19 protein-coding genes are annotated in these 23,768 nt (G+C 66.5%); 14 read left to right on the top strand and 5 right to left on the bottom strand.

Features of this window, described 5'->3' with window-relative positions; genetic code table 11:
* Window positions 1-717 precede the first annotated feature (717 nt).
* The 3 genes from CXZ10_RS19700 (at window position 718) to CXZ10_RS19690 (ending at window position 4,702) form a co-directional block, all read left to right on the top strand.
* A complete protein-coding gene (locus tag CXZ10_RS19700) occupies window positions 718-2,691 on the top strand; it encodes a M23 family metallopeptidase (protein WP_180336089.1) in 1,974 nt (657 codons plus the stop codon).
* Window positions 2,692-2,908: 217 nt separating this feature from the next.
* Complete coding sequence (locus CXZ10_RS19695) at window positions 2,909-3,907, top strand: TerC family protein (protein WP_101291074.1); 999 nt, start codon at window positions 2,909-2,911, stop codon at window positions 3,905-3,907.
* Window positions 3,908-3,988: 81 nt separating this feature from the next.
* Window positions 3,989-4,702, top strand: coding sequence for a DUF554 domain-containing protein (locus tag CXZ10_RS19690; RefSeq protein ID WP_101291073.1), 714 nt, complete (start codon window positions 3,989-3,991; stop codon window positions 4,700-4,702).
* A gap of 75 nt (window positions 4,703-4,777) precedes the next feature.
* Here the strand turns inward: CXZ10_RS19690 and clpB are convergent, their stop codons facing one another.
* The 3 genes from clpB to secA form a co-directional block, all read right to left on the bottom strand.
* Entirely contained in the window at window positions 4,778-7,372 is a 2,595-nt protein-coding gene (gene clpB, locus CXZ10_RS19685) for an ATP-dependent chaperone ClpB (protein WP_101291072.1), read from the bottom strand.
* Between the two features lie 204 nt (window positions 7,373-7,576).
* On the bottom strand, window positions 7,577-8,044 hold the full coding sequence (locus CXZ10_RS19680; protein WP_101291071.1) for an Rrf2 family transcriptional regulator: 468 nt from the start codon (window positions 8,042-8,044) through the stop codon (window positions 7,577-7,579).
* A 205-nt stretch (window positions 8,045-8,249) separates the two neighbouring features.
* The gene (secA, locus tag CXZ10_RS19675) at window positions 8,250-11,000 is read right to left on the bottom strand and encodes a preprotein translocase subunit SecA (protein WP_101291070.1); all 2,751 of its coding nucleotides are present in this window, start codon (window positions 10,998-11,000) and stop codon (window positions 8,250-8,252) included.
* A gap of 344 nt (window positions 11,001-11,344) precedes the next feature.
* Here secA and CXZ10_RS19670 point away from each other — a divergent pair, with 344 nt between their 5' ends.
* The 4 genes from CXZ10_RS19670 (at window position 11,345) to CXZ10_RS19655 (ending at window position 14,284) form a co-directional block, all read left to right on the top strand.
* Window positions 11,345-12,217: a peptidylprolyl isomerase gene (locus CXZ10_RS19670; RefSeq protein ID WP_101291069.1), complete on the top strand. Its 873-nt coding sequence runs from the start codon at window positions 11,345-11,347 to the stop codon at window positions 12,215-12,217.
* Window positions 12,218-12,282: 65 nt separating this feature from the next.
* Window positions 12,283-13,524: a bifunctional glutamate N-acetyltransferase/amino-acid acetyltransferase ArgJ gene (gene argJ / locus CXZ10_RS19665; RefSeq protein ID WP_101291068.1), complete on the top strand. Its 1,242-nt coding sequence runs from the start codon at window positions 12,283-12,285 to the stop codon at window positions 13,522-13,524.
* A gap of 25 nt (window positions 13,525-13,549) precedes the next feature.
* Complete coding sequence (gene mutT / locus CXZ10_RS19660) at window positions 13,550-13,972, top strand: 8-oxo-dGTP diphosphatase MutT (RefSeq protein WP_101291067.1); 423 nt, start codon at window positions 13,550-13,552, stop codon at window positions 13,970-13,972.
* Window positions 13,973-14,080: 108 nt separating this feature from the next.
* Window positions 14,081-14,284: a Flp family type IVb pilin gene (locus tag CXZ10_RS19655; protein ID WP_101291066.1), complete on the top strand. Its 204-nt coding sequence runs from the start codon at window positions 14,081-14,083 to the stop codon at window positions 14,282-14,284.
* Here the strand turns inward: CXZ10_RS19655 and CXZ10_RS19650 are convergent.
* The gene (locus CXZ10_RS19650; RefSeq protein ID WP_101291065.1) at window positions 14,281-15,162 is read right to left on the bottom strand and encodes a methyltransferase domain-containing protein; all 882 of its coding nucleotides are present in this window, start codon (window positions 15,160-15,162) and stop codon (window positions 14,281-14,283) included. The two genes, CXZ10_RS19655 and CXZ10_RS19650, sit on opposite strands and share 4 nt — an antisense overlap.
* 141 nt (window positions 15,163-15,303) lie before the next feature.
* Between CXZ10_RS19650 and CXZ10_RS19645 the strand changes: the two genes are divergently transcribed.
* The 4 genes from CXZ10_RS19645 (at window position 15,304) to CXZ10_RS19630 (ending at window position 17,780) form a co-directional block, all read left to right on the top strand.
* On the top strand, window positions 15,304-16,125 hold the full coding sequence (locus CXZ10_RS19645; RefSeq protein WP_101291085.1) for a ComF family protein: 822 nt from the start codon (window positions 15,304-15,306) through the stop codon (window positions 16,123-16,125).
* Window positions 16,126-16,173: 48 nt separating this feature from the next.
* Entirely contained in the window at window positions 16,174-16,428 is a 255-nt protein-coding gene (gene grxC, locus CXZ10_RS19640; protein WP_101291064.1) for a glutaredoxin 3, read from the top strand.
* 9 nt (window positions 16,429-16,437) lie between these two features.
* Complete coding sequence (locus CXZ10_RS19635) at window positions 16,438-17,262, top strand: carbon-nitrogen hydrolase family protein (protein WP_101291063.1); 825 nt, start codon at window positions 16,438-16,440, stop codon at window positions 17,260-17,262.
* 68 nt (window positions 17,263-17,330) lie between these two features.
* Window positions 17,331-17,780 (top strand): DUF1178 family protein, encoded by a 450-nt coding sequence (locus CXZ10_RS19630; RefSeq protein WP_101291062.1) that lies wholly within the window; start codon window positions 17,331-17,333, stop codon window positions 17,778-17,780.
* A 3-nt stretch (window positions 17,781-17,783) separates the two neighbouring features.
* Here the strand turns inward: CXZ10_RS19630 and ubiG are convergent, their stop codons facing one another.
* Window positions 17,784-18,533 carry a bifunctional 2-polyprenyl-6-hydroxyphenol methylase/3-demethylubiquinol 3-O-methyltransferase UbiG gene (gene ubiG, locus CXZ10_RS19625; RefSeq protein ID WP_101291061.1) on the bottom strand — a complete coding sequence of 250 codons (750 nt, stop codon included), beginning with the start codon at window positions 18,531-18,533 and terminating at the stop codon, window positions 17,784-17,786.
* 181 nt (window positions 18,534-18,714) lie between these two features.
* Here ubiG and CXZ10_RS19620 point away from each other — a divergent pair, with 181 nt between their 5' ends.
* From CXZ10_RS19620 to ptsP, 3 genes are all read left to right on the top strand, one after another.
* Window positions 18,715-19,647, top strand: a complete 933-nt coding sequence (locus CXZ10_RS19620) for an alpha/beta hydrolase (protein ID WP_101291060.1) — start codon at window positions 18,715-18,717, stop codon at window positions 19,645-19,647.
* Window positions 19,648-19,950: 303 nt separating this feature from the next.
* Entirely contained in the window at window positions 19,951-21,204 is a 1,254-nt protein-coding gene (locus tag CXZ10_RS19615; protein WP_101291059.1) for an aspartate kinase, read from the top strand.
* 287 nt (window positions 21,205-21,491) lie between these two features.
* Window positions 21,492-23,759 carry a phosphoenolpyruvate--protein phosphotransferase gene (gene ptsP, locus CXZ10_RS19610; protein WP_101291058.1) on the top strand — a complete coding sequence of 756 codons (2,268 nt, stop codon included), beginning with the start codon at window positions 21,492-21,494 and terminating at the stop codon, window positions 23,757-23,759.
* Window positions 23,760-23,768: the final 9 nt, after the last annotated feature.

The following is a 23,768-nucleotide window of genomic DNA, read 5'->3' as shown; positions in this document are numbered from 1 at the left end:
GACGAGGTCCATTCCAATCAAACCCCCGAAAGGGCCCAACTGAAACGGTCCTTATTCAAGAAACGTGTACTCCGGACTTAGCTCTTCTTGGCACGAACCCAACCCCGAAAGGCCAGGACACGTACCGACAAGCCCTAAGCGCCGGCCACGTTTCTCTTTCTTCCTATTCACTTGTCAAAGAACAGAGAGGAACCAGCCCCTCAATACCCGCCGCCACGCTGAACCAGCTTCCACCAGAACCAGGCAACAGAAACTCGCCGGCACCACGTCGCCGCAGCGCCGCCGTCGTTGGAGCGGGTTATAGGGATCATGGTTCAGGCTGTCAACACGGTCTTGTGACACGCGTTCTTGAGCCGCGAAAGTCGACTTTCGGCTGAATTCCGGCACATTTTGCCGCCCTGACGGTGAAAGCCGGATAAGTTGCCGACAATTTCAGCGAACTTTTCTCTGCCTTATTTTTGACCAGCCGGCAAAGCTCCCCAGAGAACTCAGCTTCTGCCCCATGAGCGCCCAACTCCCGCCCCATTTTTCACCGACGGAGAGGGCTGGCCGATGCTTTTCTTCGGAGAAGCGACGCTGGCGGCGGAGCCGACATTGACAAGCCGCGATACCGGGCGGCAAAGTCACCGCCAATTCAAGGAAGGCGCCCTGGACCGACGGCACGTCCGCGGAAAACCAAGCGCTCCACCAACAACGGGCGGAAGCAAGACACCATCCATGAATGCCGCGCGTCCCCTCAACCGGAACGATAGCGTCGAGCTCGGCGACCTGCCGCCGCTCCTGACGTCCGGCGCCCGGGGACTGCCCGACCGGCGCGGCGTGTCGATCCGCTGGCTGACCGGCACGGTGCTCGCCACTTTTGCCTCGACCTTTCTGATGGGCGGCGCGCTCTATGCTGCCTTTGACGGCCGCGAGACCATCGCCGAGCCCTCGGGTACCGTCACCCGGTCCGCCGTGGTGGTGCCGACGCCCGATGACGAACTGGTCGCCAAGGCCGATTTCCCCCTTGTCGAGGCCAGCCCGGAACCGGCCCGTCAGATCCTGAAAGTGTCGACCATCGCCAAGGACGGCGAGCACGACATCATCCGGCTGAAGCCCTTCGCCAAGGTGTCGACCGCCCTCGTCTCGGATATGGCCGAGATCACCGACCCCATTCCGCCCTATAACCCGCTGCGCATCTTCGCCGACGCCAACGCCGGCAGCCCGGAAGGCGGCGAGGCAACGCTCTATGGCGCCGCCGTCGAGAGCGACATGATGCTGAAGGTCACCGACTTCCCGGTGAACGACCCGACGCTCGAAGCCTCGATCCCGCTCGATATCGCCCAGACCGAACGGATCGTGCGCGAGGCGGCAAGCTTCCTCAACGGCACCAACGTCAAGACGGCTTCGCTGTCGCCGATCGACCAGTCGCGCTTTGACTTCGGCTTTGCCGAGCCGTCGTCTCTCGACCAGTTTGGGGTCCGCATCATCCCCGAGAACGTGTCCTTCGTGCCGACCACCACCGCCGAGCCCGTGTCGTCGGGAAGCGACAACGCCTTCGAGGACCGGCGCGTCGCCGTCGAGGCCGACGAGCCGCTCGAACAGCTTCTCACCGACAACGAGGCGACCGACGACGAGGCCGGCGACATCGTCCTCGCCTTCCACAAGGCCGACCGGCTGCGTCTTCTGAAGATCGGCGACGAGGTGCACATCCGCCTCGCCCCCGATCCGGACGACGAAACGGCCCGCTATCGGCCGATCCTCGTCTCGGTCTACCGTGATGGCGGTCATCTCGGTTCGGTCGGCCTCGGCGACGACGGCAACTATATCCCGGTCGACGAACCGCCGGCCACCGAACAGGCGGTCGCCGGCGTTCAGGCCGACGAGAACAGCCCGCGGCCGCGCCTCTACGAAAGCCTCTACGAAACCTCGCTCAAGAACGGCGTGCCGCCGGCCCTCATCGACGAGCTGGTGCGCGTCTTCTCCTTCGATCTCGACTTCAACACCCGCATCCAGCCGGGTGACAGCTTCCAGATGGTCTACACGCTGGGCGACAACGGCGAGGAAACTGACGACGGCGAGATCGTCTTCACCTCGATCACACTCGGCGGCAAGGAGCGTCGCTTCTACCGCTATCGTGCGCCCGACGACGGCGCGATCGACTACTATGACGACAGCGGCAAGAGCGCCAAGAAGTTCCTGATGCGCAAGCCGATGTCGGGCGGCACCTTCCGCTCGGGCTTCGGCGCCCGCAACCACCCGCTGCTCGGCGTCACGCGCATGCACACCGGCGTCGACTGGTCGGCGCCGCGCGGCACGCCGATCATGTCGGCTGGCGACGGCATCGTCACCTATGCCCGCTGGAAGAACGGCTACGGCAACTATATCGAGGTCCAGCACACCAACGGCTACGCCAGCGCCTATGCCCACCAGACCGGCTTCGCCAAGGGCATCAAGGAGGGCACGCGCGTCCGGCAGGGCCAGGTGATCGGCTATGTCGGCACCACCGGCCTGTCCACCGGACCGCACCTCCATTACGAAGTGCATGTCAACGGCACGCCGGTCGATCCGCTGCGTATCAAGCTGCCGCAGGGCCGCACCCTCGACGGCGGCGTGCTCGCCGCCTTCCAGGCCGAACGCGACCGCGTCGACACGCTCTTGGCTGGCGAGAGCCAGACAGCCCGCGCCGCCACGGCGGCAAACGGCGGCTAGCGCTCTCGCAAAGTCCAGAGACGCGAAGGATCAAGTACCGCGCAATGCGCTGCAGGATCTTCAATACGCGTAATTACCTACAGCCCTCTTGAACGTCCAAAAGCGCCGCCCCATCTCAATCCCGACCCGTTAGGTCCGGGCCCCTCTGGCAGACGCCGCCGGCGCATCTGTGATGTCGGACCTTTGTCGACGCATTTCGCCGGCAGAGTTCTGAACCGTGGACCTCACCCTCCTTGCCACGCCCTGGCTGGGCACGCCGCTCTATCTCTGGCTGGCCTTCCTCAGCCTCGTCACTCTGCTGCTCGCCTTCGACCTCGGAGTGCTCCACCGCAAGTCGGAGGAGATTTCCATCCGCCAGAGCCTCGTCCTGTCGGGCGGCTACATCGGCGTCGGCCTGATGTTCGGCGGGTTCGTCTGGTGGCACATCGGCGCCGAGTCCGGCCTTGCCTATCTCACCGGCTTCGTCATCGAGAAGACCCTGGCGCTCGACAACATCTTCGTCATCGCGTTGATCTTCTCCTTCTTCGGCATTCCCCGACAATACCAGCACCGCGCGCTGTTCTGGGGCATTCTGGGCGTCATCGTGCTGCGCGGCATCATGATCGGCGCTGGAGCCACCCTGGTCGCCGAGTTTCACTGGATTCTCTATCTCTTCGCCGCCTTCCTGGTGCTGACCGGCGTCAAGATGCTTTTTGCCGAGGAGAAGGAGCCCGACCTCGACAAGAACCCGCTGGTCGGCTTCCTGCGCCGCCATCTCAACGTCACCAATCAGCTTGAGGGCGACCGCTTCTTCGTGCGGAAGCCACTCGCCGGCAGCGGTCGCATCGCCCTGCACGCGACGCCGCTGTTCCTCGCGCTGGTGCTGATCGAGGCGGCCGACATCGTCTTCGCCGTCGACTCGGTGCCGGCCATCTTCGCCATCACCACCGACGCCTTCGTCATCTACACCTCGAACATCTTCGCCATCCTCGGCCTGCGCGCCCTCTATTTCGCGCTCGCCGCCATGATCCACCGCTTCCGCTACCTGAAGCCGGCGCTGGCCCTCGTTCTGGTGTTCATCGGCAGCAAGGTGTTCGTCGCCGAGCTGATGGGCCTCGACAAGTTCCCGGCCGCCATCTCGCTCGGCGTCACCTTCGCCCTGATTGCCGGCGGGGTGGTGGTCAGTCTTCTGAAAACCCGGCAGGAGGCCCAAAGCCTGCCTGCCGCAAACGGCTGATAGAACTATCAAATCGAAGTGAACCGGCTGGCGGTTGTCAGCCGGAGCGCTATAGAGGGCCGACCTTAACGGAACGGCCTCATGATCATCGGACCCTTCATCAACGGCGCCGCCATCATCCTCGGCGCTCTCGTCGGCGCGCTCGTCGCTCATCGCATGCCGGAACGGCTCCGGACCGGCATGCCTCTCGCCTTCGGTGCCTCCTCGATGGCCATGGGCGTGGTGCTGATCGCCCGCGTCGTCCACATGCCCGTCATGGTCATCGCCACGGTGCTTGGCGCCCTGATCGGCGAACTCGTCCGGATCGAAAGCGGCCTGGCACTTGTCGGCGGCCTTGCCAAGCGACTGGTCGAAAAGGTGGCAACGACGCCCCGCGGCATTTCCCACGACGCCTTCATCGAGAGCTTCGTCGCCATTCTCGTGCTGTTCTGCGCCTCAGGCGCCGGCATTTTCGGCGCGCTCAACGAGGGCATGACACATGATCCTGGCGTGCTGATTGCCAAGGCTTTCCTCGATCTGCCGACAGCAGCCATCTTCGCGACGACGCTCGGCCTGTCGGTCGCCACCATTGCCATTCCGCAGATGGCCATTCAGCTGGCGCTGGCCCTCGGCGCCACGCTCTTGATGCCATTGACGACACCGGCCATGGTCGCCGACTTCTCCGCCACCGGCGGCGTGATGATGCTCGCCACCGGCCTCCGCATCTGCGGCATCAAGATGTTCCCCATCGGCAACATGCTGCCCGGCCTGCTGTTTGCCATGCCGATATCGATGCTGTGGTCGATGGCATTCTGAAAAAGAAAAACCGGCCGAGTTTCCCCGGCCGGCTTGATACCTCAGACTTGACTTCGCTTGGGCCGCCCAAGCCTCTCACGCCGCGACGTCGCGGATTTCCGAGAACAGCAGACGGTCGCTGCCGCCGGTCACCGCCACGGTGTCGCCATCGCGGACATGGCCGGCCAGGATGCGCTCGGCGAGCGGATCCTGCAGCTGGCGCTGGATCACCCGCTTCAGCGGCCGCGCGCCATAGACCGGATCGTAGCCCTTGTCGGCGAGCCAGGCCCGGGCGCTGTCGTCGAGCGTCAGCGTCACCTTGCGGTCTTCCAGCAGAGCTTCCAGGCGCCGGAGCTGGATGTCGACGATGGCACCCATCTCGGTCCGCTTCAGCCGATGGAACAGCACGATCTCATCGAGACGGTTGAGGAACTCCGGCCGGAAGGCCGAGCGCACCACGCCCATCACCTGATCGCGCACCGCGTCGACGTCCTCGCCGTCCTTCTGGTTGGCGAGATATTCCGAGCCGAGGTTGGACGTCAGGATGATCAGCGTGTTCTTGAAGTCCACCGTGCGGCCCTGACCGTCGGTGAGCCGACCGTCATCGAGCACCTGCAGGAGCACGTTGAAGACGTCCGGATGCGCCTTCTCGATCTCGTCGAACAGCACCACCTGATAGGGCCGGCGCCGCACCGCCTCGGTGAGCGCACCCCCCTCGTCATAGCCGACATAGCCCGGAGGGGCGCCGATCAGCCTGGAGACCGAGTGCTTCTCCATGTACTCGGACATGTCGATGCGCACCATGGCGTGCTCGTCGTCGAACAGATAGGCGGCGAGCGCCTTGGTCAGCTCGGTCTTGCCGACGCCGGTGGGGCCGAGGAACATGAACGAGCCGATCGGGCGGTTGGGATCCTGCAGGCCGGCGCGGGCGCGGCGAACGGCGGTGGAGACGGCGTGCACCGCCTCGGCCTGGCCGACCACGCGCTTGGCGAGCTCGTCTTCCATCCGGAGCAGCTTCTCGCGCTCGCCTTCCAGCATCTTGTCGACGGGAACGCCGGTCCAGCGTGAGACGACCTGCGCCACGTGGTCGGGCGTCACCGCCTCTTCCAGCATGCCGTCGCCCTGCCCCGCCACCGCCTCGATCGCCTTCAGTTCGGCCTCGATGCCCGGGATCACGCCATAGGCCAACTCGCCCGCCCGCTGATACTCGCCCTTGCGCTGGGCAATGGCGAGATCGTTGCGCGCCTCGTCGAGCCGGCGCTTCAGCTCCGCCGCATGGCCGAGCTTGTCCTTCTCCGCCTTCCAGCGGGCGGTCAGCGCCGCCGATTCCTGCTCGAGTTCGGCGAGCTCGCGCTCAAGACGCTCCAGCCGATCGCGCGAGGCGGCATCGGTTTCCTTCTTCAGGGCTTCCTGCTCGATCCGGAGCTGGATCACCCGCCGGTCGATCTCGTCGAGCTCTTCCGGCTTGGAGTCCACCTGCATCCTGAGCCGCGACCCGGCCTCGTCGACGAGGTCGATCGCCTTATCGGGCAGGAAGCGGTCGGTGATGTAGCGATTGCTGAGCGTCGCCGCCGCGACCAGCGCCGCATCGGTGATCCGCACCTTATGGTGCTGCTCGTATTTCTCCTTGATACCGCGCAGGATCGAGATGGTGTCGGCCACCGTCGGCTCATCAACGAACACCGGCTGGAAGCGTCGGGCCAGCGCCGCGTCCTTCTCGACATACTTGCGATACTCGTCGAGCGTGGTAGCGCCGACGCAGTGCAGTTCGCCGCGCGACAGGGCCGGCTTCAGGAGGTTTGAGGCATCCATCGCGCCGTCCGCCTTGCCGGCGCCGACCAGCGTGTGCATCTCGTCGATGAACAGGATGACGCCGCCCTCCGCCGCCGTCACTTCCGACAGCACCGCCTTGAGGCGCTCCTCGAACTCGCCGCGGTACTTGGCGCCGGCAATCAGCGCGCCCATGTCGAGCGCAAGCAGCTCCTTGTCCTTCAGGCTCTCCGGCACGTCGCCGTTGACGATCCTGAGCGCCAGGCCCTCGGCGATCGCCGTCTTGCCGACGCCCGGCTCGCCGATCAGCACCGGATTGTTCTTGGTGCGGCGGCTGAGCACCTGAATGGTCCGCCGGATCTCCTCGTCGCGACCGATCACCGGGTCGAGCTTGCCGTCCCGCGCCGCCTTCGTCAGATCGCGGGCATATTTCTTCAGCGCGTCATAGCCGCTCTCGGCCGAGGCGCTGTCGGCCGTGCGGCCCTTGCGGATCTCGTTGACCGCCGCGTTGAGCGCATTGGCGGTGACGCCGGCATCCTTCAAAATCTTCGCCGTCCCGGCGTCGGTCTCGATTGCCAGCGCGATGAGTAGCCGCTCGACAGTGACGAAGCTGTCGCCCGCCTTGTCGGCCAGCGCCTCGGCGGTGGAGAACACCTTGGCCGTCGGCGCGGTCAGGTAGAGTTGGCCGTTGCCACCCGAAACGCGCGGCATTGCCTCAAGCGCCCGGTCGACGGCATTGAGCGCCCGCCCGGCGTCACCACCGGCAGCGTTGATCAGCCCGGCGGCCATGCCCTCGGGATCGTCGAGCAGCACTTTCAGAAGATGTTCCGGCGCGAACTGCTGATGGCCGCGACCAAGCGCCATGGTCTGCGCCGACTGGACGAAACCGCGCGCCCGCTCGGTGTATTTTTCAAAATTCATCTGGACATCCTTTCCTGAGCCCGCCTCCCCCGTCCGAAGCCCGGCGGAAGCGTCTGGGATATCGTGAAGCTTAGGTCACGACCCTTGCTCCTCGCCGACCAATATGGGGAACGAGACGAGCGCCGAAAAGGGCCTGCCGAAAAGACGAAGCCCGCCGCGACGGAATCCGCCGGACGGGCTTAACGAATGAAGGACGAGGCTGCCTCAGGCGCTGGCGAGCGCCGGATGCAGGAGATCGTCGATGCCGAGGGCACCGCGCAGCATGGAGCGATCCTTGGCGATGTCGGCCACCGTGTAGCGGTCCAGCACGGCAAAGAAGGCACCGAGCGCCTCGCGCAGCACGCGGTTATACTCGCAGGAGAGGATCAGCGGGCAATCCTTGCGGCCCTCCTCCGAGAAGCACTCCGCCATCTGGAAGCTTTCCTCGGTGGCGGCGATCACGTCGCCGAGCTTGATCTCGTCGGCAGGCCGACCAAGCTTCAGGCCACCGTGACGACCGCGGATGGTCTCGATGAACTTGTGATCCACCAGCACCTTCAAGATCTTGAAGAGGTGCGTCTCCGACATGTCGAAGGTGGCAGCGATGTCAGCGACACGGCTCGGGCGGTCGGGATTCACCGCGCAATAGAGCAGCACCCTGATCGAGTAATTGGTGGCTTGGGTAAGGCGCATGACACCATCTGATTAAAGAGTTGACATTAAAAGTCAAGATTAATCGTTCAGTCCCAGCATGCGCCTTTGCAGCTGCCGACATAATTCGTGCTATTGCTGATCAGCTTTTCCAAATGGCTTTTCAGGCAACGATATCGACGAATTGTTTAGGCACATTGGTCAGTCGGCCGGGAATGGTGCCCCCGGCCGAGCGTCTGACCAGCCCTCAGGCGAACTGGCCGTGGCAGTGCTTGAACTTCTTTCCGGACCCGCAGGGGCAAGGCTCGTTGCGGCCAACGTGGCCCCAGGTCGAGGGATCCTCGGGGTTGCGGGCAACCGGCGCCGCGGCAAAGGCCGGCGGCGGAGCGGCCGGCTCCTCGTCAAGGCCGGTCATCGGATCGGCATGGTGGGCCGACAGCGCCCGTTCGTCGAAGGCGGGCGTCTCCGGCGGGGCCTGTCGCACCTCGACGCGGCTGAGGTTGGCCGTCACCTGCCGGCGCAGATCATTGAGCAGCGTCTCGAACAGCGAGAAGGCCTCGGTCTTGTACTCGTTGAGCGGATCGCGCTGGGCATAGCCGCGGAAGCCGACCACCGACCGCAGATGATCGAGATGGGCGAGATGCTCGCGCCAGAGATTGTCCAGCGTCTGCAGAAGGATCGCCTTTTCGACGCGGCGCATCAGCTCTGGGCCGACGCGTTCCTCGCGGGCGGCGAAGTCGGCCTCGGCGGCGGCGACAACGCGTTCCTCGATCTCCTGGTCGGCGATACCCTCTTCCTTGGCCCAGTCGGCAATCGGAAGCTCGATGTTCAGCGTCTCGATCACCGCGTCATGCAGGCCCTTGACGTCCCACTGCTCGGCGTAGGCATTCTCGGGAATATGCCGTGCGACAAGGGCGGAGATCACCTCGTGGCGCATGTCGGCGACGGTGTCGGCGACGCTCTCCTCGGTCATCAGTTCGATGCGCTGCTCGAAGATCACCTTGCGCTGATCGTTCATGACATTGTCGAACTTCAGCAGGTTCTTGCGGATGTCGAAGTTGCGCGCCTCGACCTTCTGCTGCGCCTTCTCGAGGGCCTTGTTGATCCACGGATGGATGATAGCCTCGCCGTCCTTCAGCCCGAGCTTCTGCAGCATTCCGTCCATGCGGTCGGAGCCGAAGATGCGCATCAGGTCGTCCTGAAGCGACAGGTAGAAGCGCGACTGGCCGGGGTCGCCCTGGCGGCCGGAACGGCCGCGCAACTGGTTGTCGATACGGCGGCTCTCGTGGCGTTCGGTGCCGAGCACGAACAGGCCGCCGGCGGCCAGCGCCTTCTCCTTGAGGCGCGCGACGTCCTCGCGGATCTTCGCCTCGCGAGCATCGCGCTCCGGTCCGGGCGGCACGTCGGCGAGGCGGCGGGCGATCAGCATGTCGGCGTTGCCGCCGAGCTGGATGTCGGTGCCGCGGCCGGCCATGTTGGTGGCGATCGTCACGGCGCCCGGCAAGCCAGCCTGCGAGATGATGTAGGCTTCCTGCTCGTGGTAGCGGGCGTTGAGCACCTGGAACACCGGCTTGTCGCCATCCATCAGCACGTCCGGATCACTCTGCTGGAAGCCGCGCTTCTGGAGAAGCTCGGCCAACTGTTCGGACTTCTCGATGGAGGTGGTGCCGACCAGGATCGGCTGGCCCTTCTCCTTGCAGGCGCGGATGGTCTCGATGATCGCCGCGTATTTTTCCTCTACCGTGCGATAGACCTCGTCGTGATCGTCGATGCGGGAGATCGGCCGGTGCGTCGGGACCTCCACCACCTCGAGGTCGTAGATGTCGGCGAACTCGTCCGCTTCAGTCGAAGCCGTGCCGGTCATGCCGGCCAGCTTGTCGTACATGCGGAAATAATTCTGGAAGGTGATCGAAGCGAGCGTCTGGTTCTCCGGCTGGATGCGCACGTGCTCCTTGGCCTCCAGCGCCTGATGCAGGCCGTCCGAATAGCGGCGGCCCGGCATCATGCGGCCGGTGAACTCGTCGATGATGACCACCTCGTTGTCCTTGACGATGTAGTCGCGGTCACGCTGGAACAGCTTGTGCGCCCGAAGCGCCTGATTGAGGTGGTGGACGACCGAGACGTTCTCGACGTCATAGAGCGAACCGCCCTTGAGAAGGCCGGCGGCACGCAGCCGCTCCTCCATGCGCTCCGTGCCGATCTCCGAGAAGATCGCCGTACGCTGCTTCTCGTCGACCTCGAAATCATCGGCGGCGATGCCGGGGATGAAGGTGTCGATCGTGTTGTAGAAGTCCGAGCGGTCTTCCAGCGGGCCGGAGATGATCAGCGGCGTGCGCGCCTCGTCGATCAGGATCGAGTCCACCTCGTCGACGATGGCGTAGTGGTGGCCGCGCTGCACCATCTGCGCCTTCTCATACTTCATGTTGTCGCGCAGATAGTCGAAGCCGAGCTCGTTGTTGGTGCCGTAGGTGATGTCGCAGGCGTAGGCCTCGCGGCGCTCGTCGTCGGAAAGGCCATGCACGATGACTCCGACCGAGAGACCGAGGAAGCGATAGACGCGGCCCATCCACTCGGCGTCGCGACGGGCGAGATAGTCGTTGACGGTAACGACGTGGACGCCCTTGGCCGGCAGCGCGTTGAGGTAGACGGCGAGCGTCGCCACCAGCGTCTTGCCTTCACCGGTCTTCATCTCGGCGATGTCGCCGTCGTTGAGGACCATGCCGCCAATGAGCTGCACGTCGAAATGGCGCTGGCCGAGGGCGCGCTTGGCCGCCTCGCGCACCACCGCGAAGGCGGGAACCAGCAGCGTGTCGAGGTCGGCGCCGGCGGCGAGCTTCTCGCGGAACTCAACGGTCTTGCCGGCGAGCGCCTCGTCGGAAAGCGCCTCCATCTCCTTTTCGAGCGCACCGATCGCCTGCACGGCGGGGCGGTAGGAGCGGATGCGGCGATCGTTCGCCGAACCGAAAATCTTGCGTGCTAATCCGCCGAGGCCGACCATGGCAGCCCATCCCTTCGATCAGAATTCCGTATGCAGGTGCGGGAAGGGGAAGCGGCAGCGCCCAGCGTTTGGTTCTGGGCCAGCCGTCCGCCCGACCTGCCGAGCCACGCTCCATCTATGGCGGGGTCGGAGATATGTCAACGCTGGCCCCATCCCGATGGCCGGAAACGGCGCTTCGGCGGTGGCTGCGGCGATCGGCGGCGAAGAGCCGGGGTTCGGACGGGGCATGCCTTTTTTGTCGACGTCGCAACGGATGGTTTGCCGCCGCGCGCCGGGCGCGCTATAGGGCTGCCACACGGTGCCGGCTCGATCTCCGGGCACGGACCGAAGACAGGATCGTCCCGATGAACTTTGCTCCCGCCACCGGCGCTCGCGGTCGCCTCGGTCTTTTCGCCGCGCTTCTCGCGCTGCCGTTCGCCGTGCTGCCGGCCTCAGCCGAGGACGTGGTGGCCCGCGTCAACGGCAAGGATATCACGGCCGGAGAGCTGCAGATGGCCAACGAGATGTTCGGCGACCAGCTCGCCCAGATTCCCGAGGCTCAGCGCACCTCGACGTTGGTCAACGTTCTCGTCGACATGCACGTCATGGCCGACGCGGCGCAGGCCGCCGGCGTCGCCGACAGCCCGAAATACAAGGCGCGCATGGCCTTTCTGACGGCGCAGGCGCTGCGCAGCGCCTATGTCGAGGACGAACTGCAGGCCAACATCACCGACGATGAGATCAAGGCCCGCTATGAAAAGGACATTGCCGGCTACGTCGCCCCCGAGGAGGTGCACGCCCGTCACATCCTCGTGAAGACCGAGGACGAGGCCAACGCCATCATCAAGCAGCTCGCCGACGGCGGCGATTTCCAGGCCATCGCCAAGGAGAAGTCGGAAGATCCCGGCTCCAAGGTGAATGGCGGCGACCTCGGCTTCTTCTCCAAGGGCCAGATGGTGCCGGAGTTTGAAGCGGAAGCCTTCGCGCTGAAGCCCGGCGAAACGTCGACCAAGCCCGTCAAGACCCAGTTCGGCTACCACGTCCTCAAGGTCGAGGAGCGTCGTACCCAGCCGGTGCCCACCCTTGAGCAGGTGCGCGAACAGGTGGTCGAGGTGGTTCGGCGCGACAAGTACCAAGCGACGCTCGCCAAGCTGCGCGGCGAGGCCAAGATCGAGGTCCTGACGCCCGCCGCTCCGGCCGCGCCCGCCGCTCCGGCAGCGCCCGCCCCTGCCAACTGATCGACGCCCTGCCCCGGCCGGCCACCGGCCGGGGTCTCCCGCTGTCTCCTCGCAAAGAGCCGAAGATGTCCGGAACCCTGTCCCCGCTCGCCCCGAAGTCCTATCCCGAGCTGCCGGCCCTTGAGGGCGTGCGCTTTGCGACCGCCGCCGCCGGCATCAAGTACAAGGGCCGAACCGACGTGCTGCTGGTGGCCCTCGACGAGGGGACCGAGGTGGGCGGCGTCTTCACCACCTCCAAATGCCCGTCGGCGCCGGTGGATTGGTGCCGGGCCAACCTTGCCGCCGGCAAGGCGCGGGCGCTGATGGTCAACTCCGGCAATGCCAACGCCTTCACCGGCAGGAAGGGCCGCGAGACGGTGGAAGCCTCCGCCGCCTATGTGGCGACCGCTCTCGGCGTGCCGGCCGGCGAGGTGTTCCTCGCTTCGACCGGCGTGATCGGCGAGCCCTTGCAGCCCCAGAAGTTCGAGGGTGTGCTCGGCGAGCTGTCCGCCCGGCTGGCGCCAGCGCCATGGATCGATGCCGCCCGCGCCATCATGACCACCGACACCTTCCCGAAGGTGGTGACCGCCACCGTCGATCTCGGCGGCGTCCCGGTGACCATCAACGGCATGGCCAAGGGCGCCGGCATGATCGCGCCGGACATGGCCACCATGCTGTCCTTCATCTTCACCGACGCGCCGCTGGCCGCGCCGGTGCTGCAGGACCTCATCTCCAAGGGTGCCCGCCAGTCGTTCAACTCCATCACCGTCGACAGCGACACCTCCACCTCCGACACGCTCTTGCTGTTCGCCACCGGCAAGGCAGCCGGCCGCGGCGCGCCGCGCATCGCCGACCCGGCCGACCCGCGCCTTGCCGCCTTCCGCGCCGCCCTTGAGGGCCTGTTGCTCGACCTCGCCAAGATGGTGGTGCGCGACGGCGAGGGAGCCCGCAAGTTCATCGAGGTCAACGTGACCGGCGCCGTCGACAACGCTTCGGCCAAGCGGATCGCCTTCTCCATCGCCAACTCGCCGCTGGTCAAGACCGCCGTGGCCGGCGAGGACGCCAACTGGGGCCGCGTCGTCATGGCCGTCGGCAAGGCCGGCGAGCCGGCCGATCGCGACCGTCTCGCCATCTACTTCGGCGGCATCCGCGTTGCCGTCGAAGGCGAGCGCGACCCCGACTATTCCGAGGATGCCGCCTCGGCCGCCATGCGCAAGGACGAAATCGTCATCCGCGCCGACATCGGCCTCGGCGAAGGACGCGCCACGGTTTGGACCTGCGACCTGACCAAGGACTATGTCGCCATCAACGGCGACTATCGGAGCTGATCCTTCTCAGCCGGGAGAGCCACCGATGAAGATGGTGCTGGTCGTCGCCTGCGCGCTGATCGATGCCGACGGACGCATTCTTCTGGCCCAGCGGCCGGAGGGCAAGGCGCTCGCCGGCCTCTGGGAGTTTCCCGGCGGCAAGCTCGAAACGGGCGAGCGCCCGGAGGACGCTTTGATCCGTGAGCTCAAGGAAGAGCTCGGGATCACGGTGAAGCACGCCTGCCTCGCCCCGCTCACCTTCGCCAGCCACGCCTATGACGACTTCCATCTTCTGATGCCGCTCTACGTCTGCCGTCGCTGGGAGGGCGATGTGACCGGCCGAGAGGGGCAGGCGCTGGCCTGGGTTCGCCCGCAGAAGCTGCGCGACTACCCGATGCCGCCGGCCGACGCCCCGCTGATTCCGCATCTGCAGGACCTTCTATCGCCGCTTTCCAGCAGCCTTTTGTAACTGACATATACGAAATCATCACGATTTCAGGGCAATGATGGAGCCAGCGCGCGCGGCCGGCTGCGCGGCCGGCCGATCTTTGCGTTCCCGAAAGGAAGAGGCGACAGCATGGCGACGAAGCGTCCGGATCAGCGACCGCGCCGGCTCAACGCCTTCCTGCGCGACACCGAGGGCGCCACTGCGGTCGAGTATGGCATACTCTTGATGATGGTCGGCCTGGCGCTGATCGGCATGATGAGCATGACCGACGTTTCCAGCCAGATGAGCAATACGTTCGAGTATCTCGCCGGCAAGATGTCGACGTCGGGTTAATCGTCCTCCGTCCTCGGTGGCATCTTCAGCGCGTCGGCGAGGCGCATCTTGGCACTGCCCGGCCGAAGCGGCTTCTGCTGGCTCTCATGCGGCGCCCAGCCCGACAGAGACACAAGCGAGAGACTGGCTCGCACGCGTCCATCAGGATCGCCGAACATCTCCTGATAGATCGCCGCAACCTCGGCCATCAGCGCCGGTCCGGTCAGGCCGCGGCGCCGATCGGCCAAGACGCTGCTCGCCCCCATCGCCTTGAGATCGTCCATCAGCGCCAGCGCGCTCGAATAGCGCAAGGTCAGCCGGTCCTGGTCGGCCACCGGCAGTGCGAAGCCGGCCCGCTGCAACAGGCCACCGAGATCGCGCACCTCGGCCATCGGCGCGACGCGCGGACTGGCGCCGCCCGATCGGCGGCTTTCCGCCTGAAGGAAGGCCTGCCTGAGTTCGGTCAGCGTGTCACCGCCGGCCAGCACGCCGAGAAACAGGCCGTCCGGCTTCAAAACGCGCCGGGCCTCGATCAGCGCCCCCGGCAGGTCATTGGCAAACTGCAGGGCCAGCGAGGAGACCACGAGGTCGAAGGCACCGCCCACGAACGGCAGCGCCTCGTCGTCGAGCACCAGCGCGCCGCCGCCGTCCAGCCCGGAAACCAGGAGATCGGCGCGCACCACCTCGTCGACCCGACCGGCAGCAATCCGCGCCGCCAGCAGGCCGGTCGGATCGCCGATGACCAGCGCCCGCGAGAAGCGACGGTCGACGGCGGCGAGGCGATCGGCGAGATCGTCGGCGACGAGCGTGAGCAGGAAATCGGCGCCCGGCTTCCGCTCGGCGAGCGCGCGCGCCCGGCGGCGGGCCAGGAGAGATCGGTCGAAGATCACGGGGGTCATCGGAGCCTCCGGCGAAAGGAAAGAGGGTGATAGGCGGGCCGTGTCGGCGCGTCAAATGCCAGGCGGCGACCAGGCCGTGCATTGCCGTCTGGCGAGCGATCGCTGTGCGTGCTTATGTTCTTTCACAACCGGCGAACCACCATGCCCGCAAAATCAGACATCTGGCTTCCCCTGGGCGCCGATACGCCGCGCCGACTTCGTGTGCGTTTCGGCGCCATCGGCGTGGCCGGCCGGCTTATCCGCGCCGCCGGCGGCGGGATCGCCGACCTCGTGCTGCCGCCGGCCTGCCCGGTCTGTCGCGCCCGTCTCGGCAGCTCCGGCGGCCTCTGCGCCGACTGCTGGCAGGGCGTGCATTTCCTTGAACGCCCCTGGTGCGAGCGGCTCGGAACACCGCTGCCCATCGATCTCGGTCCTGGCATCCTCTCGGCACCCGCCGTCGCCGATCCGCCGGTCTTCGCCCGTGCCCGCTCGGCGGTCTCATACGAAGGTCCGGTACCGGACCTCGTCCACGCCCTCAAATATGCCGACCGCACCGATCTCGCGCCGATGCTCGGCGCCTGGATGGCGCGGGTCGCCCATGAACTGATCACGGATGCCGACATGCTGGTGCCGGTGCCGCTGCACTGGCGGCGGCTTGCCGGCCGACGCTTCAACCAGGCAGCCCTGCTCGCGCATGAAGTGGGGCGCCTCACCGGTCTGCCGGTTGCCACGCGCCTGCTTCTTCGCAGCCGGCCCACGCCGCGGCAGGTGGGCCTTGGCCGCGACGAGCGGGAGCGCAACATGCGCGGCGCCTTCCTGGTGCCCGCCGACAGGAGGGCCGCTGTTGCCGGCCGCCGCCCCATCCTTGTCGATGACGTGCTGACCACCGGCGCCACGCTGGAGGCTGCCACCCGCGCGCTGCTGGCCGCCGGCGCGACGGCCGTCGACGTGCTGACGCTGGCGCGGGTTGTGGCGCCGCGCTGATCAAGGCTATAGATTCGTATCGGCAACACGCATCCGAGGAGGTCCGCCATGGTTCCGGTCACCATCTATACCCGCGAGGGCTGCGGCTACTGCGTGAGAGCCAAGGCGCTCCTCAACAAGAAGGGTGCCGCCTTCACCGAGATCGACGCCGGCAGCGACCCCGCCCTCAAGGCGGAAATGGTGCAGCGCTCCGGCCGGATGACCTTCCCGCAGATTTTCCTGGGCACCACCCATGTCGGTGGATGCGACGATCTCTACGCGCTCGACGCCGAGGGACGGCTCGATGGCCTTCTGGCCGGTTAAGGAGACGAGATGACGCGTCCGCTCTGCGTCGCCGCCGTCCAGCTCCGGTCCGGCCGCGATCCGTCAAAGAACCTGCCCGAGGTGGAAGCGCTGATCCGCGATGCCGCCGGCGCCGGTGCCACCTATATCCAAACGCCGGAAATGACCAACATCATCGAACGCGACCGGGCGGACATGCTGGGTCAGCTCGAGGTCGAGGCGAAGGACGCCTTCGTCGCGCGCGGCGCCGGGCTGGCCCGCGAGCTCGGCATCACCCTGCATTTCGGCTCGCTGGCCATCCGCCGCGACGACGGCCGGATCGCCAACCGCGCCTATGTCTTCGGCCCGGCCGGCGACCTTCTCGCCCGCTACGACAAGATCCACATGTTCGACGTCGACCTGCCTTACGGCGAAAGCTGGCGCGAGAGCGCCGCCTATACGCCGGGCGAAAGCGCCATCGTCGTGGAGGCGGCGGGAACGAAGATCGGCCTCGCTATCTGCTATGATCTGCGCTTCCCCCAGCTGTTCCGCGCCTATGGCCACGCCGATGTCGAGATCATCGGAGCGCCGGCTGCCTTCACCCGCCAGACGGGCGAGGCGCATTGGCACGTGCTGCAACGGGCGCGCGCCATCGAGAATGGCTGCTTCATGATCTCGGCGGCCCAGGGCGGCACGCATGAGGACGGCCGCGAAACCTACGGCCATTCGCTGATCGTCGGCCCCTGGGGCAAGGTGATCGCCGAGGCCGACCACGCCGAACCGGGCGTCATCGTCGCCGACATCGACCTCGACGAGGTGGAGCTCACCCGCGCCCGCATCCCCTCGCTGGAGAACGAGCGCCGCTTCACGCTTTAGTTGCCGGCTTGGCCAAAAAAGATGTGCCGGGCTTGCGATGGCAAATCCGGCGCGCCATGTTGAAAGTCATGATCCGCTATTCGCTCATCTGTTCCAACGCCCATGAGTTCGAGGGATGGTTCCGTTCCTCGGAGGATTTCGACGTCCAGTCGTCGGCCGGCCTCTGCGCCTGCCCCGAGTGCGGCTCGACATCGGTCAGCAAGGCGTTGATGCGGCCGAATGTCGCGACCTCGGAAAGCAAGGCCGTCGTGCCGATGCCGCAGCAGGACAAGCAGCTCGTTGCCGTTCCGCCAGAGGCACGCGAGTTCCTTGAGAAGCTTAAGGAAATCAAGGCGGCCCTGCTCGATGGGTCCGAGAACGTCGGCAAACGCTTTGCCGAGGAGGCGCGCCGCATCCATTTCGGCGAAGCGCCGATTCGCGCCGTTCACGGCGAAGCCACGGCGGAGGATGCCCGCGCCCTCGTCGAGGAGGGTATCGAGATCCTGCCGCTACCTGTTCTTCCCGGTGAGCGGAACTGAGGCTCAAGCCTTGGGGCGGGCTGCCAGCACCATATAGTTCACATCCGTGTCGTCGCTTTCCTTCCAGGCGAAGCGAAGGGGATCGAACACGACGCCGCGCCGGTCGAGCAGCGTCAGGCCGGCCTCCTGAAGCGGCGCCTCCAGCTCCTCGGGTTTGACGAACTTCTTCCAGTCATGGGTGCCGCGCGGCAACCAGCGCAGCACATATTCGGCACCGACCACCGCGAGGCCCAGCGCCTTCAGCGTGCGGTTGAGCGTGGCGGCGATGACGAGACCGCCGGGCTTCACCAAGTCGGCCACCGTGGCGAGGAAGGACGGGACGTCCGAGACATGCTCGACCACTTCCAGCGCCAGCACCACGTCGAATCGCTCGCCGGCGGCCAGAACGTCCTCGGCGGTCGTTGCCCGATAATCGACGACGACACCGGTCTCGGCGGCATGCAGCCGCGCCACCTCGATGTTGACGGGCGACGGGTCGATGCCGGTGACCGTGGCGCCGAGCCGGGCCATCGGTTCGGACACAAGGCCGCCACCGCAGCCGATGTCGAGAAAGGTGAGCCCGGAAAAGGCGTCGGCGGCGCGCTCATTGCGGCCGAAATGCCTGGACACCTCCCGCTTGATATAGCCGAGCCGGACCGGGCTGAACCGGTGCAGCGGCTTGAACTTGCCGTTCGGGTCCCACCATTCCCTGGCCATCGCCGAGAAGCGATCGACTTCGGCCTGATCGACGCTGTCACGCTTCATCTCGGTCATGGGGCTCTCCGCAATCGCCGCCGGGATGGGCGGGTCCCGACTTTTCGAGCCGGCCGGCTGCCAAGTCAACCCTTGGCAGGCTCCCCTCGAAGGTGTGATTTCTGGTCATAAGCGGAAAGGCGGCCTTTCCGCCGCCCGTCCAAAGCGCTTCACTTGTGAAAAATAGAGGCCGGAGGAACCAATGCCGCTTCATCCCGAAATCGCCGCCGATCTGGCGCGGGCCGCCGCGCGCGGCGAACCGCCCTTGAAAGACCTGTCGGCCGAGGCTGGCCGTGCCCGCGCCGAGGCCGAGCCGCGCGCTGCCGGCGCGCCGGTCAAGGCGGTGGAGACCATTGCCATCCCGGTCGGCAGCGGCGCCATCAAGGCCCGGGTCTACAGGCCGTTCGGCGAGGGCGATATCCTCCCAGGCATCGTCTACATCCACGGCGGCGGTTGGGTGCTCTGTTCGCTCGACACCCACGACAACGTCTGCCGCAACCTTTGCGCCAGTGTGGGCGCCGTGGTGGTCTCTGTCGACTACCGCATGGCGCCGGAGCACCGCTTTCCGGTGGCCAGCGACGACTGCCTCGCTGCCGTCCGCTGGGTGGCCGCCCATGCCGGCGATCTGAGCATCGATCCGGCCAAGCTGATCGTCGGCGGCGACAGCGCCGGTGGCAACCTCACCGCCGTCACCGCCCTGCGCATCCGCGATGAAGGCGGGCCGACGCTCGCCGGCCAGATGCTGATCTATCCGGTGACCGACGACATCGCCGCCGGCCATCCGTCCTATTCCGAGTTTGCCGAGGGTTTCGGTCTCACCGCCGACGACATGGCCTGGTTCTGGGACCATTACGTGCCCGACCCGGCTGACCGCACTCATCCGCACGCCTCGCCGCTCAGGGCCGAGACCCTTGCCGGCCTGCCGCCGGCGCTGCTGCTGACGGCCGGCTGCGACGTGCTGCGCGACGAGGGCGAAGCCTATGCCGGGCGCCTTGCCGCCGCCGGTGTGACGCTCGACTTCCGCCGCTACGAGGGGCTGCACCACGGCTGCGCCGGCGACTACGGCCGCCTGAAGGCCGTGGCGCCCTTCTTCGACCACATCGTCACGTGGGCCCGCGCCATCTTCCGCCTCTGAACACACCCCACCAAGCAAACGCACCCGAAGCCGCCCGAGGCGGCTTACGGCGCCAAGCGGCGCCGCGCGGAGCGTGTCTTCGAGACACGAAGCGTCTCGGAGACTTAAGCGGAGCGGAAAGCCTAAGGGCCGGAGGCCCGCCGGCGACTGAGGCAGAAAACAAACATCGGGCAATCGCCTCTGGCGATTGCCCGGCGCCGCACCTTCCTGTATTGAGGGCGCGGCCCTGCGGGTACCATCCGGTTCCCCGCATTTTCACCTCTCGCAACGGGGTTCCCGCCCCTCAGGAAACGACGTCGGAAAATGGCTCGATTGGTGATGAAATTCGGCGGCACCTCCGTCGCCGATCTCGATAGGATCCGCAATGTCGCGGCCCACGTGAAGCGCGAGGTCGATGCCGGCCATCAGGTCGCCGTCGTCGTATCGGCCATGGCCGGCAAGACCAACGAACTGGTCGCGCTGTGCCGTGGCGCCTCCGCCCTGCATGACGCCCGCGAATATGACGCCGTCGTCGCATCCGGCGAGCAGGTCACGAGCGGTCTTCTCGCCATCACGCTGCAGGCGATGGGCATCGACGCCCGCTCCTGGCAGGGCTGGCAACTGCCGATCGTCACCGATGGCGCCCATGGTGCCGCCCGCATCCAGTCGATCGACGGCAGCCGCGTCATCGAGCAGATGGAGGCCGGCCGCGTCGCCGTCATCGCCGGCTTCCAGGGCATCGGCCCCGACGGCCGCGTATCGACGCTCGGCCGTGGCGGCTCCGACACCTCGGCCGTCGCCGTCGCGGCGGCGGTGAAGGCCGACCGCTGCGACATCTACACCGACGTCGACGGCGTCTACACCACCGACCCGCGCGTCGTGCCCAAGGCCCGCCGTCTCGACAAGGTCTCCTTCGAGGAGATGCTGGAGATGGCCTCCCTCGGCTCCAAGGTGCTGCAGGTGCGCTCCGTCGAGCTTGCCATGGTCCACAAGGTCCGCACCTTCGTGCGGTCGTCGTTTGAGGACCCCAACAACCCCAAGACCATGCCGAACGGCGACCCGTTCGGAACGCTCATTTGCGATGAGGACGAGATCGTGGAACAGGAAGTCGTCACCGGTATCGCCTACTCCAAGGACGAGGCGCAGATCTCCATCCGCCGCGTGCCGGACCAGCCGGGCGTCGCCGCCGCCGTGTTCGGACCGCTGGCCGAGGCCAACGTCAACGTCGACATGATCGTCCAGAACATCTCGGCCGACGGCGCCGAGACCGACATCACCTTCACGCTGCCGGCCACCGACTATGAGCGCGCCACCGCCGTGCTCAACGACAAGAAGGTCGAGATCGGCTACAAGACCTTCGAGGGCACCACCGGCATGTGCAAGGTGTCGGTGATCGGCGTCGGCATGCGCAGCCACGCCGGCGTCGCCGCTCAGGCCTTCAAGGCATTGTCGGACAAGGGCATCAACATCCGGGCGATCACCACGTCCGAGATCAAGATCTCCGTGCTGATCGACGAGGCCTATACCGAACTCGCCGTCCGCACCCTGCATTCGGCCTACGGCCTCGACAAGGCCTGACGCGGTTCGCCGGCGCCGGAGAGGTCCAGGCGCCGGCTTCCCGCCATCGGCGTGCTCACGCCGATTTGTCGGGCTCTCACGGAAAAGCGCCTCGCCGGAGCCAAGGCGAAGCCCTATCAACGTGCTGGAGCCCGTCCGTTTCCGGGCAGCGGTCCACAAGGTCATGCTGCCATATTGATGGCTTCAAGCCGGCCGCAAAACGCGCTAGGGCTGGCATAATGGAGTGGATGAACCCGTCGGCCGGCCTGGCGCCGTTCCGGCCCGCGGGAGAGAGCAGGAAGCCGACGATGCGGGGAGGCCTTTCCGGACCGCGCGTTCTGCTCCGCCGCCTCCGCGAGGTGATGGCGGAGCCGATCAGCGCCCAGGAGCGACTGGACAAGATCGTCGTCACCATCGCGGCCAACATGGTCGCGGAGGTTTGCTCGCTCTACGTCCTGCGCGCCGATGGCGTGCTCGAACTGTTCGCCACCGAAGGCCTCAACCGCGAAGCCGTCCACAAGGCCTCGCTGCGCATCGGCCAGGGCCTCGTCGGTCTGATCGCCGCCGAGGCGGCGGTGCTCAACCTCGCCGACGCCCAGGAACACCCGGCCTTCTCCTATATTCCCGGTACCGACGAAGAGGCCTATCACTCCTTCCTCGGTGTGCCGATCCTGCGTTCGGGCCGCACGCTCGGCGTGCTGGTGGTGCAGAACCGCGTCCGCAAGACCTACTCCGAGGAGGAGGAGGAGGCGCTCCAGACCACCGGCATGATCATCGCCGAGATCATCGCCTCCGGCGAGGTGCTGGGCCTTGCCGCCGCCCAGCAGACGGTACTCGACCTCAACCGTCCCATGCACGTGCCCGGCGTGGTGCTGTCGGACGGCGTCGGCCTCGGTCACGTGGTGCTGCACGAGCCACGCGTCGTCGTCACCAATTTCATCGCCGAGGACCCCGAGCAGGAGGTCAAGCGCCTCACGGCTGCCATCGCCAACCTGCGCCTCTCTATCGACGACATGATCGACAGCGGCGAGGTCGCCCACCACGGCGAGCATCGCGACGTGCTCGAAGCCTATCGCATGTTCGCCTACGACCGCGGCTGGACGCGCCGCATGGAAGAGGCGATCGTCCGCTCGGGCCTTTCCGCAGAGGCGGCGGTGGAGCGCGTGCAGTCCGACACTCGCGCCCGCATGCAGCGGCAGACCGACCCCTATCTGCTCGAGCGCCTGCACGACTTCGACGACCTCACCTATCGCCTGTTGCGCGAGCTGATGGGCAAGGAAAAGTCCAGCGAGCTGCCGGACAACGCCATCGTCGTCGCCCGCTCGATGGGCGCCGCCGAGCTCCTCGACTACGACCGGTCCAAGCTGCGCGGCCTGGTGCTCGAGGAAGGCACCACCACGAGCCACGTCGCCATCGTCGCCCGCGCCCTGTCCATCCCGGCGGTCGGCCAGCTCGCCAACGTCGTGTCGCTGGCCGAGAATGGCGACAGCATCATCATCGACGGCGAAAGCGGCTACGTGCACCTGAGGCCGCCGGCCGACGTCGAGCAGGCCTATGTCACCAAGGTGCGCTTCCGTGCCCGCCGGCAGGAGCGTTATCGCCAGTTGCGCTTCAAGGCGCCGGTGACGCTGGACGGCGTGCGCATCGCGCTGAACACCAATGCCGGCCTGCTGTTCGACCTGCCGCATTTCGACGAGTCGGGCGCCGACGGCATCGGTCTGTTCCGCACCGAGCTGCAGTTCATGATCGCGCCGACCTTCCCCAAGCTGGGGCAGCAGGCGGAGCTCTATTCCAAGATCCTCGACGGCGCCACCGGACGGCCCGTCACCTTCCGCACGCTCGACATCGGCGGCGACAAGGTGCTGCCCTACCTCACCCGCTCGGTGCAGGAAGAGAACCCGGCCATGGGCTGGCGCGCCATCCGCATCGGGCTCGACCGCACGGTCATCCTGAGAACGCAGGTGCGCGCGCTGCTGAAGGCCGCCGGCGGACGCGAACTGCGCGTCATGTTCCCGATGATCTCGACGGTCGACGAGTTCATTAAGGCCAAGGAACTGGTGAAGGGCGAGCAGCGCTTCCTCGAAAAGCACGGCCATGCCCTGCCCTCGTCGCTGAAGCTCGGCGCGATGATCGAGGTGCCGGCGCTGCTGTTCGAGCTCGACGAACTCCTGTCGGTGGTCGACTTCGTGTCGGTCGGCACCAACGACCTGTTCCAGTTCATGCTGGCGGTCGACCGCGGCAACGCCAAGGTGGCCCAGCGTTTCGACCCGCTCGCCCCGTCCTTCCTGCGCGCGCTGCGCACCATCGCCCGCAAGTCGGCCGAATATGGCAAGCCGGCGACGCTCTGCGGCGAGCTGGGCGGCACGCCGCTCACCGCCATGGCGCTGATGGCCGTCGGCTTCCGCTCGATGTCCATGGCCGCCACGTCGGTCGGCCCCGTGAAGGACATGATCCGCTCGGTCAACCTCGGCGAGCTCGAAGCCCTGCTTGCCCCGGCCCTCAACCGCCCCGATGGGCCGCCGATCCGCAAGCTCCTGCAGGACTTCGCCGAATCCCGCGACATCCCGCTCAACTGACCCGGTTCC

Source organism: Pleomorphomonas diazotrophica (genome assembly GCF_002844595.1).
Classification (GTDB): Bacteria; Pseudomonadota; Alphaproteobacteria; order Rhizobiales; family Pleomorphomonadaceae; genus Pleomorphomonas; species Pleomorphomonas diazotrophica.
The sequence above is the reverse complement of the archived record's forward strand: the minus strand, read 5'-3'. Positions and strand labels throughout refer to the sequence as shown.

Excerpts from the sequence above, each read along its gene's own strand:
- CXZ10_RS19700 (WP_180336089.1), top strand. The coding sequence starts at position 718 with ATGAATGCCGCGCGTCCCCTCAACCGGAACGATAGCGTCGAGCTCGGC.
- CXZ10_RS19690 (WP_101291073.1), top strand. The coding sequence starts at position 3,989 with ATGATCATCGGACCCTTCATCAACGGCGCCGCCATCATCCTCGGCGCT.
- clpB (WP_101291072.1), bottom strand. The coding sequence starts at position 7,372 with ATGAATTTTGAAAAATACACCGAGCGGGCGCGCGGTTTCGTCCAGTCG.
- CXZ10_RS19680 (WP_101291071.1), bottom strand. The coding sequence starts at position 8,044 with ATGCGCCTTACCCAAGCCACCAATTACTCGATCAGGGTGCTGCTCTAT.
- secA (WP_101291070.1), bottom strand. The coding sequence starts at position 11,000 with ATGGTCGGCCTCGGCGGATTAGCACGCAAGATTTTCGGTTCGGCGAAC.
- CXZ10_RS19670 (WP_101291069.1), top strand. The coding sequence starts at position 11,345 with ATGAACTTTGCTCCCGCCACCGGCGCTCGCGGTCGCCTCGGTCTTTTC.
- argJ (WP_101291068.1), top strand. The coding sequence starts at position 12,283 with ATGTCCGGAACCCTGTCCCCGCTCGCCCCGAAGTCCTATCCCGAGCTG.
- mutT (WP_101291067.1), top strand. The coding sequence starts at position 13,550 with ATGAAGATGGTGCTGGTCGTCGCCTGCGCGCTGATCGATGCCGACGGA.
- CXZ10_RS19655 (WP_101291066.1), top strand. The coding sequence starts at position 14,081 with ATGGCGACGAAGCGTCCGGATCAGCGACCGCGCCGGCTCAACGCCTTC.
- CXZ10_RS19650 (WP_101291065.1), bottom strand. The coding sequence starts at position 15,162 with ATGACCCCCGTGATCTTCGACCGATCTCTCCTGGCCCGCCGCCGGGCG.
- CXZ10_RS19645 (WP_101291085.1), top strand. The coding sequence starts at position 15,304 with ATGCCCGCAAAATCAGACATCTGGCTTCCCCTGGGCGCCGATACGCCG.
- grxC (WP_101291064.1), top strand. The coding sequence starts at position 16,174 with ATGGTTCCGGTCACCATCTATACCCGCGAGGGCTGCGGCTACTGCGTG.
- CXZ10_RS19635 (WP_101291063.1), top strand. The coding sequence starts at position 16,438 with ATGACGCGTCCGCTCTGCGTCGCCGCCGTCCAGCTCCGGTCCGGCCGC.
- CXZ10_RS19630 (WP_101291062.1), top strand. The coding sequence starts at position 17,331 with ATGATCCGCTATTCGCTCATCTGTTCCAACGCCCATGAGTTCGAGGGA.
- ubiG (WP_101291061.1), bottom strand. The coding sequence starts at position 18,533 with ATGACCGAGATGAAGCGTGACAGCGTCGATCAGGCCGAAGTCGATCGC.
- CXZ10_RS19620 (WP_101291060.1), top strand. The coding sequence starts at position 18,715 with ATGCCGCTTCATCCCGAAATCGCCGCCGATCTGGCGCGGGCCGCCGCG.
- CXZ10_RS19615 (WP_101291059.1), top strand. The coding sequence starts at position 19,951 with ATGGCTCGATTGGTGATGAAATTCGGCGGCACCTCCGTCGCCGATCTC.
- ptsP (WP_101291058.1), top strand. The coding sequence starts at position 21,492 with ATGCGGGGAGGCCTTTCCGGACCGCGCGTTCTGCTCCGCCGCCTCCGC.